The sequence below is a fragment of the Microbacterium rhizomatis genome (genome assembly GCF_008710745.1).
Classification (GTDB): Bacteria; Actinomycetota; Actinomycetes; order Actinomycetales; family Microbacteriaceae; genus Microbacterium; species Microbacterium rhizomatis.
In genome coordinates this window covers 539,509-553,172 of record NZ_VYSA01000001.1, presented here as the reverse complement: position 1 = coordinate 553,172, position 13,664 = coordinate 539,509, and the positions used below count along the sequence as shown (strand labels likewise).

At 70.2% G+C, this 13,664-nt stretch carries 16 protein-coding genes; 1 reads left to right on the top strand and 15 read right to left on the bottom strand.

Going from position 1 to position 13,664, the window contains the following annotated elements; genetic code table 11:
* Positions 1-2 precede the first annotated feature (2 nt).
* The 8 genes from F6B43_RS02655 to rpe all read right to left on the bottom strand — a co-directional run bounded on the left by F6B43_RS02655 (position 3) and on the right by rpe (position 4,518).
* Positions 3-233, bottom strand: a complete 231-nt coding sequence (locus F6B43_RS02655) for a DUF6704 family protein (protein WP_150447360.1) — start codon at positions 231-233, stop codon at positions 3-5.
* A gap of 74 nt (positions 234-307) precedes the next feature.
* A complete protein-coding gene (locus tag F6B43_RS02650) occupies positions 308-895 on the bottom strand; it encodes a Trp biosynthesis-associated membrane protein (RefSeq protein ID WP_150447359.1) in 588 nt (195 codons plus the stop codon).
* A gap of 7 nt (positions 896-902) precedes the next feature.
* Positions 903-1,301: a phosphoribosyl-AMP cyclohydrolase gene (gene hisI, locus F6B43_RS02645; protein ID WP_150447358.1), complete on the bottom strand. Its 399-nt coding sequence runs from the start codon at positions 1,299-1,301 to the stop codon at positions 903-905.
* Positions 1,298-2,062, bottom strand: coding sequence for an imidazole glycerol phosphate synthase subunit HisF (hisF, locus tag F6B43_RS02640; protein WP_150447357.1), 765 nt, complete (start codon positions 2,060-2,062; stop codon positions 1,298-1,300). The genes hisI and hisF overlap by 4 nt, the downstream gene beginning before the upstream one ends.
* A gap of 4 nt (positions 2,063-2,066) precedes the next feature.
* On the bottom strand, positions 2,067-2,909 hold the full coding sequence (gene hisG, locus F6B43_RS02635) for an ATP phosphoribosyltransferase (protein WP_150447356.1): 843 nt from the start codon (positions 2,907-2,909) through the stop codon (positions 2,067-2,069).
* 43 nt (positions 2,910-2,952) lie between these two features.
* A complete protein-coding gene (locus tag F6B43_RS02630; protein WP_150447355.1) occupies positions 2,953-3,216 on the bottom strand; it encodes a phosphoribosyl-ATP diphosphatase in 264 nt (87 codons plus the stop codon).
* Between the two features lie 56 nt (positions 3,217-3,272).
* Positions 3,273-3,806, bottom strand: coding sequence for a hypothetical protein (locus F6B43_RS02625; protein WP_150447354.1), 534 nt, complete (start codon positions 3,804-3,806; stop codon positions 3,273-3,275).
* Between the two features lie 16 nt (positions 3,807-3,822).
* On the bottom strand, positions 3,823-4,518 hold the full coding sequence (rpe, locus tag F6B43_RS02620; protein ID WP_281349490.1) for a ribulose-phosphate 3-epimerase: 696 nt from the start codon (positions 4,516-4,518) through the stop codon (positions 3,823-3,825).
* 20 nt (positions 4,519-4,538) lie between these two features.
* Here rpe and glsA point away from each other — a divergent pair, with 20 nt between their 5' ends.
* Entirely contained in the window at positions 4,539-5,714 is a 1,176-nt protein-coding gene (glsA, locus tag F6B43_RS02615; RefSeq protein ID WP_150447353.1) for a glutaminase A, read from the top strand.
* 9 nt (positions 5,715-5,723) lie between these two features.
* Here glsA and F6B43_RS02610 read toward each other — a convergent pair whose 3' ends face one another.
* From F6B43_RS02610 to F6B43_RS02580, 7 genes are all read right to left on the bottom strand, one after another.
* The gene (locus F6B43_RS02610; RefSeq protein WP_150447352.1) at positions 5,724-7,094 is read right to left on the bottom strand and encodes an RsmB/NOP family class I SAM-dependent RNA methyltransferase; all 1,371 of its coding nucleotides are present in this window, start codon (positions 7,092-7,094) and stop codon (positions 5,724-5,726) included.
* Positions 7,091-8,008, bottom strand: a complete 918-nt coding sequence (gene fmt / locus F6B43_RS02605; protein WP_150447351.1) for a methionyl-tRNA formyltransferase — start codon at positions 8,006-8,008, stop codon at positions 7,091-7,093. Before fmt ends, F6B43_RS02610 begins: the two co-directional genes overlap by 4 nt.
* Before the next feature lie 8 nt (positions 8,009-8,016).
* A complete protein-coding gene (locus F6B43_RS02600) occupies positions 8,017-10,032 on the bottom strand; it encodes a primosomal protein N' family DNA-binding protein (protein ID WP_150447350.1) in 2,016 nt (671 codons plus the stop codon).
* Between the two features lie 48 nt (positions 10,033-10,080).
* Entirely contained in the window at positions 10,081-11,274 is a 1,194-nt protein-coding gene (gene metK / locus F6B43_RS02595) for a methionine adenosyltransferase (RefSeq protein ID WP_150447349.1), read from the bottom strand.
* A gap of 90 nt (positions 11,275-11,364) precedes the next feature.
* A complete protein-coding gene (gene rpoZ, locus F6B43_RS02590; protein WP_150447348.1) occupies positions 11,365-11,625 on the bottom strand; it encodes a DNA-directed RNA polymerase subunit omega in 261 nt (86 codons plus the stop codon).
* Between the two features lie 119 nt (positions 11,626-11,744).
* Complete coding sequence (locus tag F6B43_RS02585; protein WP_150447347.1) at positions 11,745-12,326, bottom strand: CoA-binding protein; 582 nt, start codon at positions 12,324-12,326, stop codon at positions 11,745-11,747.
* Positions 12,323-13,660, bottom strand: coding sequence for an O-acetylhomoserine aminocarboxypropyltransferase/cysteine synthase family protein (locus tag F6B43_RS02580; RefSeq protein ID WP_150447346.1), 1,338 nt, complete (start codon positions 13,658-13,660; stop codon positions 12,323-12,325). The genes F6B43_RS02585 and F6B43_RS02580 overlap by 4 nt, the downstream gene beginning before the upstream one ends.
* Between the last annotated feature and the right edge of the window lie 4 nt (positions 13,661-13,664).

The following is a 13,664-nucleotide window of genomic DNA, read 5'->3' as shown; positions in this document are numbered from 1 at the left end:
GATCAGTGCTCTTTCGCGATGTACTTGTCGCCGCCGACGCCGTAGCCCGACCGCTTCATGACCCAGCCGACGATCGCTCCGACCACCACGAGAGCGGCGGAGGCCCAGACGAGCCACGGCACGTCGAAGAAGAACGCCGTCGTGCCGATCGTGATCGCGACGAGCATGATGATCACGGCCGTCCAAGCGGCCGGGGAGTGTCCGTGGCCGGGGTCTCCGTCGGGGATGCTCATGGGTCTCCTTCGAGTGCGGGCGCGGCGTGCCGTGCGCCGATTCATTCTAGCGGGGTCGGCTCGCGCGATCGTGCTCAGGCGGTCGGGTCGCTTCCGCGCGACAGGTCGTCCCACGAGTCGATGGCATCGCGCGGACGGGATGCTGCGGCCCGGCCGCCACCTTCCGTGCGGTAGCGCCGTCCGCTCCCCCGCCATCGGGTCGCCGTGACGAGTGTCATGATGCCGGCGGCGAGGAGGACCACCCAGACGATCAGCGTCACGTACGGCCACGCGGTCGCCTGCGTCGAGGACACGAGGGCCGCCACGGCATCCGTCCCGGTGATGCCTGTCGTCGAGGTCACCGAGGTGGCGTACGCCGACACGGGTGTCGCCAAGACGGTGGTCGCAGTGAGGATGCCGAGCGCGACGGCGATCACCACGGTCAGGACGCCGAAAACCCAGCGCAGGACGAGACCGACGATCGACAGCGCGGCGCCGAGCGCGAGGGTGGCAAGGCTGAGCGGCGCGAGGACCGGGATCGCTGCGGCACCCGCGACATCGACGGTGTGGTCCGCCCCGTCGGCGAGGGTGACCACGAGCCATGTCTGCGTGGAGGAGATCACCCCGAGCGCGCCGGCGGCGATCGTTACCACCACGGCGAGAAGTCGTGCCCTGCTCAGCATGCGAGCATCACGGCCCTTCGGCCGGGCGACCGGGTCCGACGACGGCGTGCAGATCATCCGCGTCGAAGCATGTCCGGGTACCCGTGTGACAGGCGGGCCCGACCTGATCGACTTCGACGAGCACCGCGTCGCCGTCGCAGTCCAGTCGCACCTCGCGGACGAGCTGTACGTTGCCCGACGTGTCGCCCTTGCGCCAGTACTCCTGACGTGACCGCGACCAGAACGTGCCTCGACCCGTCGTCAGGGTGCGTCGCAGAGCCTCGGCATCCATCCACCCGAGCATGAGCACTTCTCGGGTGTCCCACTGCTGGACGATCGCGGCGACGAGCCCGTCGCCGTTGAACGCCACGCGGGCGATGCGCTCGTCGAGCGTCTCGGACGCTCCGAACTCTGTGCCGTCGCTCATGCCCGTACCTCGATCCCGTCCGCCATCATGGCGGCCTTGACGTCGCCCACCGTGAGCTGACCGGAGTGGAACACGCTCGCGGCGAGCACCGCGTCGGCGCCCGCGGTGATCGCCGGTCCGAAGTCCGAGGCCTTGCCCGCGCCGCCCGATGCGATCACCGGAACGCTCGAGATCTCACGCATCAGGGCGACCAGCTCGAGGTCGAAGCCCTGTTTCGTGCCGTCGGCGTCGATCGAGTTGACCAGCAGCTCACCCGCACCCCGCTCGATCGCCTCGCGCGCCCATGCCAGCGCGTCCAGAGTCGTCTCCGTGCGACCGCCGTGCGTCGTGACGACGAAGCCGGATGCCGTCGCATCGGAACGTTTGACGTCGAGCGAGAGCACGAGCACCTGCGCTCCGAAACGGTCGGCGATCTCGTCGAGCAGCGCCGGGCGTGCGATCGCGGCCGAGTTCACGCCCGTCTTGTCGGCCCCGACCGCGAGCAGTCGCGCGACGTCGTCGGCGGAACGCACCCCGCCTCCGACGGTGAGCGGGATGAAGACCTCCTCGGCGGTGCGCCGCACGACGTCGTACGTCGTGGAGCGCTCATCGACGGTGGCGGTCACGTCGAGGAAGGTCAGCTCATCGGCACCCTGCGTGAAGTACAGGTGCGCAAGCTCGACGGGGTCGCCCATGTCGCGCAGGTTCTGGAAGTTCACGCCCTTCACGACGCGGCCGGCGGCGACGTCGAGGCACGGGATGACGCGGCAGACAAGGCTCATCGCTCTACAGTCTCGCGTTGTGGATCGCGGTGACCAGGATCGCGCGGGCACCCAGCGCGTACAGCGCGTCCATCACCTGGTTCGCCGTCTTGCGCGGGCTCATGACACGGACCGCGACCCACTCGGGGTCGCGCAACGGCGAGATCGTGGGCGACTCGATGCCCGGTGCGATCGCGACCGCGGCGTCGATGAGGGCCGCCGGCAGGTCGTAGTCGATGAGCACGTAGCGGCGCGCGACCATCACTCCGCGAAGCCGCCGGAGCAGAGTCTCCGCTCCCTCCGCGTCGGACGGACCGGAGATGAGCACCGCCTCGGACTCGAGGATCACGGGTCCGAAGATGTCCAGGCCCGCCTGCCGCAGCGTCGTGCCCGTCGAGACGACGTCGGCGACGGCATCCGCCACGCCCAACCGCACGGCCGACTCGACGGCGCCGTCCAACGGCACGAGGTCGACGGCGATCCCCCGCTCGTCCAGGAATCCGTCGACGAGACCGGGGTAGGACGTCGCCACGCGCATCCCGTCGAGATCCTCGAGCGCCTGGAAGCGTCCCGGCGGACCCGCGAAGCGGAACGTCGAGCCGCCGAATCCGAGCGCTTCGATCTCGCGGGCCCCCGGCATCCGTGCGTCCAAGAGAAGGTCGCGTCCGGTGATGCCGACATCGAGCGCGCCGGAGCCCACGTACGTGGCGATGTCTTTCGGGCGCAGGTAGAAGAACTCGACCTCGTTGACGGGGTCGATGACGTGCAGGTCCTTCGGGTCGCGGCGGCCGATGTAACCGGCTTCGGCGAGCATCTCGGTGGCGGTCTCGGCGAGCGAGCCCTTGTTGGGCACGGCGATTCGCAGCATGTGAGGCTTTCGTTCGGTGGGGTGGCGGGCAGCGGGGGCGCGCTCACAGATGTCGGTAGACATCCTCGAGAGAAAGGCCCTTCGCCAGCATCAGCACCTGAAGGTGGTAGAGCAGCTGCGAGATCTCTTCCGCCGCGGCGTCCGTCGACTCGTATTCTGCAGCCATCCACACTTCGGCGGCTTCCTCGACGATCTTCTTGCCGATCGCGTGCACACCGGCGTCGAGTTCGGCGACCGTGCCCGAGCCGACTGGTCGGTCGGCCGCCTTCGCGGTCAACTCGGCGAAAAGGGCGTCGAACGTCTTCACCGTCCCAGCGTACCGGGCGGCGGCAGGGGCAGATCGACCTCGATCGCAGCTCCCGTTCAGTGCACCAGGATGCTCAGCCCGATCACGAGGGCTCCGAGGAGGGTCGTGACCGCGGCTCCGGCGATCCGCCACGGCCAGCTGCTGCCGTGCCTGGCCGCATTGGCGTAGCCGATCAGGGCCAGCAGCGCGATCCCGCTGCCGAGCGCGAGGTAGTACGCCGTCCACTCGTCCGTGACGCCGATGACGGCGGTGGCGAGGAGGGCAGCGGGGACGAGCATGGCCGCGAGCATGCCGGACGAGTGCCGGGCGCCGGCGGCGATGGCGCGAGGAAGCGACTCGCGTCGCCACGCGTCGCGACTGGCGACCACGCTCGCGTAGATGTGCGCCAGCCAGAAGACCAGCACCGTGCCGAGGACGAACAGCAGCACATCGAGATCGGATTCGTAGTCCCACCCGACCGCGATCACCGCCGTCACCAGGACGATGCCGTACACCCCGTGCTCGCCGCTGTAGGCGCTCAGGACCCAATGAGCGTGGCGGGAGCCGCCGAAGTGGCTTTCGCCATCGGCTGCCTCGTGCGGGTCGGACATCGTGTGCTCCCTCCGGTCAGCGGTGCCGGTGCCGGTCCGCCGTCGAGCGCAGCGCGCGGATCGCGGCATCCGGATCGTCGGCTCCGAACACGGCCGACCCTGCGACGAACGTGTCGGCACCGGCCGCGGCAGCCTGCTCGATCGTGGAGGGCGAGATTCCGCCATCGACCTGCAGCCACACGGCGGAGCCGCGGCGGCGGACCTCCGCTGCCAGAAGTGAGAGCTTCGGCATCATCTCCGGCATGAAGGACTGGCCGCCGAATCCCGGCTCGACGGTCATCACGAGGATCTGGTCGAACTCGTCCAGCACGTCGAAGAGCGATTCGACCGCGGTGGCGGGTTTGATCGCAACCCCCGCACGGGCGCCGATGCTCCGCAGACGCCTGGCGAGCGCGACAGGTTCGGTCGCCGCCTCGAGGTGGAAAGTCACCGACGCAGCCCCGAGCTCGGCGTATTCGGGAGCCCACCGGTCGGGGTCATCGATCATCAGGTGCACATCGAGCGGGACGGGACTCGTGTCTTGGACGCGACCGACCATCTGGGGACCGAACGTGAGGTTCGGCACGAAGTGGTTGTCCATCACGTCGACGTGCACGAAGTCGGCGCCGTCGATGCGGGCGAGCTCGGCCTGCATATTGGCGAAGTCGGCGGCGAGGATGCTGGGATTGATCCGGACGGTGTGGGTGACGTCGTGGTCGTCGCTGGGGGGCACGCGTCCATTATGGTCGAGCCGTGGACCCCATCCAGCTGCTCCTCGAGGGCGTACTCGATCACGTGCGTCCGCTCACCGACGGCGCGCCGGCCGCGTACATCCCCGAACTCGCGACGGCCGACCCCGATCATCTGGCGCTCGCCGTCGTGGGCCCGCGCGGTCGGATCTTCTCCGTGGGCGACGACCACATCGAGTTCAGCATCCAATCGATCTCGAAGCCGTTCGTGCTCGCGCTCGCCCTGCAGGAGCACGGGCTCGACGCCGTCCTGCAGCGGGTGGGGGCCGAACCCAGCGGCGAGCCCTTCAACGCCATCAGCCTCGAGGCCCGGACAGGCCGGCCCGCCAACCCCATGGTCAATGCCGGCGCGATCGCCACCTCTGCGCTCGTCTCGGGCGACGACATCGACGAGCGCACCGGCCGTATCGTCGACATGCTCTCGGCGTTCGCGGGCCGCTCACTGTGGATCGACGAGGGCGTCTATCGCTCGGAGTCGGAGACGGGCTTCCGCAACCGCGCCCTCGCGCACCTCATGCGCTCCTACGGAATCGTCGACGGATCCGTCGATACCGCGGTCGAGACCTACTTCCGTCAGTGCTCGATCCTCGTGACGGTCAAAGACCTGGCGATCATGGCCGGCACGCTGGCGTTCGGCGGCATCAATCCTGTGACGGGCAGACGCGTCGTGACCGAGGCCATCGCGCGCGACGTGCTGTCCATCATGGCGAGCTGCGGCATGTACGACTTCTCGGGTGAGTGGATGCTGCGCGTCGGCCTGCCCGCCAAGAGCGGCGTGAGCGGAGGTCTGCTCGCCGCCGCCCCGTCGCAGTTCGGCGTCGCATCCTTCAGCCCTCGCCTTGATGAGCACGGCAACAGCGTGCGCTCCACCGCGGTGATGGAGCGGCTCTCGACGAGCTTCGGCATGCACGTGTTCGAACAGCACGAGACGATCGCCGAGCCGGGCATCAGCGTCGACCGCGACGACCTCGGCGCGATCACGGTGCGTCTCGGCGGCGAGCTCGGCTTCGCGGGCGCCGAGCGGGTGCTGACGGTGCTCCGCGAAGTGTCGCGGGGCGCGTCGGACGACGTCGTCGTGACGATCGATGCGCGCGATCTCGCCCGCATGCATCCGGCTGCCCTCGCCGCCATCCGGCAGGAGATCGCGGCCGCGGGCGACGCGCTCCGACTTCTGGAGTAGCCTCCCGGTTCAGATGCGGCGCAGCAGCGAGATCGACATCGCATCCGTGCCGTGCCGGTGCGGCCAGAGCTGGGCGCGGCCGCTTGCGTCGCCGGGCTCGGGGAGATCAGGAACGGTACGAGAGATCGCCCGCACGGTCTCACGGGCGTCGAGCTCCTCGACCGATCCATCGAATTCGCGGAGGAGGTCTGCGACGATACCCGCCGTCTCGGCGAGGTGCGGCGAGCACGTCACGTAGGCGAGGACGCCGCCGGGCCGCAGGGCGCCGATCGCCGCCGCGGCCAGTTCGCGCTGCAGCTGCGTGAGGTCGGGGACGTCGGCCGGGACTTTGCGCCAGCGCGCCTCGGGACGCCGGCGGAGCGCGCCCAAGCCCGTGCAGGGCGCATCGACGAGGATGCGGTCGTACCGGCCGGCTGCTTCGCTCGCGCGCACACGGCCGTCCTCTTCCGACACGGTCACCTCGAGCGGGACACCGGCGATCGCACGCCGGACCAGCCCCGCCCGCGCGGGCGAGATCTCGTTGGCATCGAGCTGCGCACCGCCGCTGAGCGCCTCGGCGGCCAGGATCGCCGTCTTACCTCCGGGCCCTGCGCAGAGGTCGAGCCACCGCTCCCCCCGTTCGACCGGTCGCATCCTGGTGAGTGCGAGCGCGGCGAGCTGCGAGCCCTCGTCCTGCACCCGCAGGCGGCCGTTCGATCCGACGACGGTTCGCTCAGGGTCACCGCCGCCGAGCCGGAAGCCGAACGGGGAATAGGGCGTGCGCATCGCGTCGCCGGGCACGTCTGCGAGGCCCGGGAGGGCCGCCATCGTGACCGTGGGTGAGGCGTTGTCGGCGGCGAGGAGATCCTCGAGCTCCGCGGCCCTGCCCTCGGCCGCCAGGGCGCGGCGGAAGGCTCGGACGATCCAGACCGGGTGCGAGAAGACGAGGCTGAGCCGCTCGTCGTCCGAGCGCGCGGACTGCTCGACGCGCGACAGCCATTCGCCCGGCGTGTCACGCGACACTCGACGCAGCACGGCGTTGGCGAACCCGGCGGCGCCCCGGCCGCCCGCTTCGCGAGCCAATTCGACCGACTCGTTCACGGCGGCGTGCGACGCGACGCGAGTGGACAACAGCTGATGGACACCGAGCCGCAGCGCGTCCAGCACTCCGGGGTCGATGTCGGCCACCGGTCGGTCAGCCGCGATGGCGAGCACCGCGTCGTACGTGCCTTCGCGTCGAAGCGTGCCGTACGTGAGTTCGGTGGCGAGCCCCGCATCGGCGGTGCTCAGTCCCGCCCGCTCGATCGAGCGCGGGAGCAGCAGGTTGGCGTACGCGTCCGACTCGTGGACGGCGCGGATCGTGTCGTACGCGACACGGCGCGACGCCTGCGCGGCCGTCACGCTCCCGCCACCGGTGCGTCGAGCCGCAGGCCCCGGAACCAGTCGGCGGCGCGCATCAGCGCCTTGCCTGCGGGCTGCACGGTCACGAGCTCGATCGGTGTCGTGCCGGTGCCGATCAGCACGGCGCCACCGGCCGACGCGAGTTCTCCCGGCGCGAGCGCATCGCCGACAGCGGGTCGCGCCGCGATGATCTTCAGGCGGGCGCCCCCGACGGTGGTGTGAGCGCCGGGTTCCGGCGTCACGCCGGCGAAACGCGCGAGCACCCGCTCGGCCGGTTCGTGCCAGTCGAGTGCGCCGTCATCGATGGTCAGCTTGGGGGCGAGGGTGGGCTCGCCCTGCTGGGGGTGCGCCCGGGCTGTGCCGGCGGCGAGGGCATCGACGACGCCCAGAAGCAGTCTCGCGCCGGATTCGGACAACGCGGTGAGGACGTCTCCCGCGGTCGCCCCATCGGGCACGGTGAGTCGCTCCGTCTCGAAGATGTCGCCGGCGTCGAGTTCGGGCACGAGCTGGAAGACGCTCGCGCCGGTCACGCGGTCTCCGGCGATGAGCGCGCGCTGGACGGGAGCGGCACCGCGCCACCGCGGAAGGAGGGAGAAATGAAGGTTGATCCAGCCGAGTCGGGGCACCGACAGGAGAGGCTCGCGCACCAGGCCGCCGTAGGCGACGATGACGCCGAGATCGGGAGCCAGATCCACGATCGCGGACGTTGCGGCCGCGTCGAGCCGATCGGTCTTGATGGTCGGGATGCCGAGCTCGACGCCGACGATCGCTACCGGCGAAGGGGTCAGCACCCGCTTGCGACCGATGGGCGCGTCGCGACGAGTGACGATCGCGGCGAGATCGTGATCGGATGACGCCAGCCGCCGCAGTGAGGGGACGGCGGCGTCGGGCGTGCCGGCGAAGACGAGTCGCATTCGGTTCCTCACAGATCCAGGTCGGGCACGTCGACCCGGACTTTCAGTGTATTGCGGGGGCCTGCGGGTCTGCCCTTGACGGCCTTGCGTGAGCGGAGGGCCTCCGCGATGACCGACGCGCGAAGGCTCTCGGCGACGGCGCGGCCCTGGGAGTAGTCGAACCGGACGAGAGCACGTGCGAGCGCAGGGCCTCCCTCGGTCGGGACGGCGACCGGGCCGAGCACGCTGCCGCCGGTGGCGTCGGGGCCGTACGTAGGCGCCAGGCCGCCCGGCGCGGATTGCACCGCCGCCAGAGCAGCATCCACCGCGCGAGGGAGGCCCTCGACGGTCGCGACGCGGACGGTGGGCGGCATCCGCAGCGGTGCTCGTTCGGCGAGTTCGGCGCGCGCATACGCGGGCTGCGTCCACGTCGCGAGCGCTCTGGCCACGCCACCGGTCACCCCCACCAGATGAACGGGTGCTCCCGGTGCCGCCAGTGCCGCGGCGTTGGACCACCACCGCAGGCAGGACTCACCGATCCGCAGATCCTCGGCCAGCAGCATCCGATCGCCGTCCAGGAGGATGACCGCGCGATACCCGCCGATCGCGTGCGGCTCGGCGCCCCTGGTCGCCACGACCAAGGCCGGCCGCCCGTCGACCTGGGTCACGGGATGCTCGCCGTCGGCCACGATGATCCGAACGCCGGGAAACGCGCGCCCGAGCTCATCGGCGGTGCGCTCGCTGCCTGATGAGGCCATTCGCACCCGCTCGGACTCGCAATGGGGACAGCGCCACGCGGTGGCGGCCCGGCCGCACCACCCGCACTCGGGGGCAGCTCCCGCGCGGCGCGCGCGGAGGGGGCCGGCGCAGTGTCGGCACCGTGCCGGTCGCCGGCAGTCCGCGCACACCAGCACGGGCGCGTATCCCGGTCGGGAGACCTGTACGAGCACCGGACCGGAGGCGAGCGCTTCGCGTGCAGACGCGAACGCGGCCGACGGGAGACGCGCGGAGCGCGCTTCTCCTTCGCGGGTCGCGCTGAGCACCACTCGGGGCGTCTCTCTGCGGGTCGGCAGGATCTCGCGCACCCAGCCGACCGCGACGAGTCTTTCGACGTCGGTCGTGCGCGTATGGCCGGCGAACAGGAGCGCGCACCCGTCGAGCTCCTGTCGGACGAGTGCGGCGTCGCGGGCGTGCACGCCCGGGCTGAGCGGCTCGGACAGAAGCGGGTCACCGTCGTCCCAGAGGGCGATCAGCCCGAGGTCGTGCGCCGGCGCGTAGACGGACGAGCGGTTGCCGACGACGATGCACGCGACCGGGCTCAGCGTCCGCAGGAACGCGCTGTAGCGCTCGGGGCCGCTCTGACGCGCATCGACGCGCACGACGCTCGGAGACGCGCCGCGTGCGTCCAGCACGGCCTCCAGCTGCGCCTGATCCCGGTAGTCGGGGACGACGAGCACGGAGCTCCGGCCGGCGGCGAGTTCGCGCAGGGCCGCGGCCGCGAGAAGCTCGGCCCACGCGCCGACCTCGGTGTCGGGAGCGATGCGGGAGGGGCGAGGCGGCGCATCCACGGCGATCCGCTCTCGGCCATCGAGAGCCCCGGCGAGGCCGTTGAACCCGCCGAGAGAGCGATCGGCCCACTCGAGAGCGTGCGCTGTGACAGAAGGGGGCTCGGGCGGGGCCGCGCCCAGCCAAGCCTTCTCCGCCCGCACCATCCGCTTCGGAATGGCCAGACGCAGGATGTCGCCGGCAGACCCGGCCGCCCGGTCGGCGGCTCGCCTCGCGAGGGCGTACAGGCCAGGGGTGAGCACGACGACCGGCGAGACCACCGCGTCCAGCTCGGACAGGGGGCGGGGTGACTCCTGCGCCTCCGCGAGTTCTACGAGGTAGCCGTCGACCATGCGACCGGCAGAGCGCAACGGCACGCGCACCCGCACCCCGGGCCTGGCGTCGGGGAGGAGGTGGTCGGGGATGGCGTAGTCGAACAGGCGATCCAGCTGCGGCAGCGGCGAATCGATGAGCACGCGCGCGACGCGGAGCTCGGTCATCTCAATCCCCGGACGAGCACCGATGCGGGGAGACCCCCCGCGCCGGCGTCACAGCTTGGCGGCGGCGCGCAGATCGTCGACGCGGTCGGTGCGCTCCCACGTGAACTCGGGCAGCTCGCGGCCGAAGTGCCCGTACGCCGCCGTCTGGGCGTAGATCGGGCGGAGCAGGTCGAGCCCGTCGATGATCGCCTTCGGTCGAAGATCGAACACGTCGAGGATGGCTTTGGTGATCACATCATCCGCGACGTGCCCCGTGCCGAACGTCTCGACGTAGAGCCCGACGGGCTGAGCACGCCCGATGGCGTAGGCGATCTGGACCTCGAGACGGTCGGCGAGCCCCGCCGCCACGGCGTTCTTGGCCACCCAGCGCATCGCATACGCTGCGGAGCGGTCGACCTTCGACGGGTCTTTGCCGCTGAACGCGCCCCCGCCGTGCCGCGATGCGCCGCCGTAGGTGTCGATGATGATCTTGCGGCCCGTCAGCCCCGCATCGCCCTTCGGTCCCCCGGTCACGAACGGGCCGGCTGGGTTGATGATCGAGTGCGAATGACCGATGTCGAGCCCCGTCTCGGCCAGGATCGGCTTGATGACCTCGGCGTCCACCGCTGCGCGGAGGGCGGTCAGCGAGATGTCGGGATCGTGCTGGGTCGACAGCACCACGGTCTCTACCGTGCGCGGAATCGTTCCGTCGTAGCCGATCGTCACCTGCGTCTTTCCGTCCGGACGAAGGAACGGCAGTGCGCCGCTGCGACGAGCCTCGGTCAGACGCTCCGCGATGCGGTGCGCGGTCCAGATCGCGATCGGCATGAGCTGCGGGGTCTCGTTCGTCGCGTAGCCGAACATGATGCCCTGGTCGCCGGCCCCCTGCGAATCGAGAGGATCGACGGACCCGCCCTCGCGGTGCTCGAGCGCGGTGTCGACCCCGGTCGCGATATCGCCGGACTGCTCGCCGATCGACACGCTGACCCCGCAGGAGTCGCCGTCGAAGCCCGTGTCGCTCGAGGTGTACCCGATGCGGTTGACGACGCCCCGCACGATGCCCGGGATGTCGACGTAACCCGACGTGCGCACCTCACCGGCGACGTGCACGAGTCCGGTCGTGACGAGGGTCTCGACGGCGACGCGACTGTTGCGGTCTTCTGCCAGAAGTGCATCGAGGATGCTGTCGGAGATCTGGTCGCAGATCTTGTCGGGGTGTCCCTCGGTGACGGACTCGGACGTGAACAGGCGAAGATCGGCCATCGATTACTCCAGAGTGTGGGGGGTCAGACAAGTATCGCGGTGACATCCGACAGGATGCCACCGCGACGTAATTTCCAGTGACGTGGGCGCCTACGCCTGCTCGTTGTGGCGGAGACGCAGCTTGTCCTCGTGGATCTCGTGCATCGCGATCGTGAGCGGCTTGTCTTCGACGGTCGAATCGACCAGCGGACCCACATTGTCGAACAGGTTGCCCTCGTGCAGATCGGAGTAGTAGTCGTTGATCTGGCGTGCGCGCTTGGACGCGTAGATCACGAGCTGGTACTTCGAGTCGACCTTCTCGAGCAGGCTGTCGATGGGGGGCTCGATGATGCCCTGATTCTTTCCGGCCATGGCGGAACCTCCAGGTTGTGCGACGGTTGTCGCTGCGAATACGGCGGCCCGTACCAGCGCGCGACGATCGGCACGCGAGGGCCTGCATACATTGTACGCGTGTCCGTGCGATGACGCGGTCAGCGGCCGCGCAGCTGCCTGCGCGAGCTGATCACGCCGGTGTCGAACCCCGCGAGGTGCAGCCCGCCGTGGAAGCGGGCGTGCTCGATCTTGACGCACCGGTCCATGACCACGCGCAGACCCGCGCCCTCGGCGATCGCCGCTGCCTCTTCGTTCCATGAGCCCAGCTGCAGCCAGAGCGCCTTCGCCCCGACGTCGACGGCTTCCTGCGCGACGCCGGGGAGATCCTCGTGACGACGGAAGACGTCCACGATGTCGGGAACCACCGGAAGATCCGCGAGCGACGCGTACACCGGCCGGCCGAGGATCTCGCTCGCCCGCGGGTTGACGAAGTAGACGTCGTAGTCGGAGCTGCCGAGGAGGTAGGTCGCGACGAAGTAGCTCGCGCGCGCCCGGTTGTCCGATGCTCCGACGATCGCGATCGAACGAGCCCCGCGAAGGATGCCGAACCGCTCCTGCGGACCGGGCGCCTGCCAGGTCCGAGCCTCGGCCGTGGTCGCAGCAGCGGTCGCCGGGGTGGCCTGCGCTGCGGAAGGAAGGGCGCAGAAGGCAGCATCCACGGTGTTCTGCGTGTCGGTCATCGCTCCACTCCTGTCGCGCGGGTGAGCGCCTGATCGAGGTCCCAGAGGATGTCTTCCGGATCCTCGAGCCCCACCGAGATGCGGATCAGGTCCGCAGGCACCCGCGCAGCGTCGAGCTGGGCGGAGGTGAGTTGCTGGTGGGTGGTGGACGCGGGATGGATGACGAGGGTGCGCGCGTCGCCGATGTTCGCGAGGTGCGACGCGAGCTGCAACCCATCGATGACGGCCTCGCCGGTGCGGCGAGCGGCCTGAAGACGCTCCTCCTCGGTCGCGAACTCCCCCGTGGGGCGGACGCCGAACGCGAAGACCGCGCCAGGTCCGAGCGGAAGGTAGTGCTCGGCGCGTTCGCGGTGGGGATGACCGGGCAGGCCCGCCCACGTGACGAACGACACGCGAGGGTCGGCATCCAGCCATTCCGCCACGATGCGGGCGTTGGCGACGTGGGCGTCCATGCGCTGCGGCAGCGTCTCGACGCCCTGCAGGAGCAGGAACGCGGACTGGGGGCTGAGCGCCGGTCCGATGTCGCGAAGCTGCTCGGTGCGCAGCTTCGTGAGGAAGCCGTACTCACCGAAGTTGTCCCACCATCGGATGCCCCCGTACGAGGGAACCGGCTCCGTCATCGCCGGGAACTTGCCGTTGCCCCAGTCGAAGGTCCCCTTCTCGATGACGACGCCGCCCAGCGTGGTGCCGTGCCCGCCGAGGAACTTCGTGACCGAGTGGATGACGATGTCGGCGCCGTGCTCGAGCGGGCGGGCGAGATACGGCGTGGCGAGCGTCGAGTCGACGACGAGCGGGATAGAGGCCGCGTGCGCGACGTCCGCCAGCCCGGCGATGTCGGCGATCTCACCCGAAGGGTTGCCGATCGTCTCGACGTAGAGCACTTTCGTCTCCGGCCGGATGGCCGCCGCGTAGTCGGCCGGATCGCTGGAGGCCACGAACGTGGTGTCGACGCCGAAACGGCGGAGTGTGACATCGAGCTGTGTGACCGTTCCGCCGTAGAGCTGCGCCGACGCGACCACGTGGTCGCCTGCCCCCACGAGGGCGGCGAACGTGATGAACTCGGCGCTCATCCCCGACGCTGTCGCGACCGCGCCGATTCCGCCTTCCAGCGACGCCAGCCGCTCCTCGAGAGCGGCGACCGTCGGATTGCCGATGCGGGAGTAGATGTTGCCGTACTTCTGCAGGGCGAACAGGTTCGCGGCATCCATCGCGTTGTCGAAGACGAACGACGACGTCTGGTAGATCGGGACGGCGCGCGCCCCTGTGGCGGCGTCGGGGGTTCCTCCCGCGTGGAGGGCGCGGGTGCGGAAGCCGAAGCGGTGGTCCTGGGTCATCTCT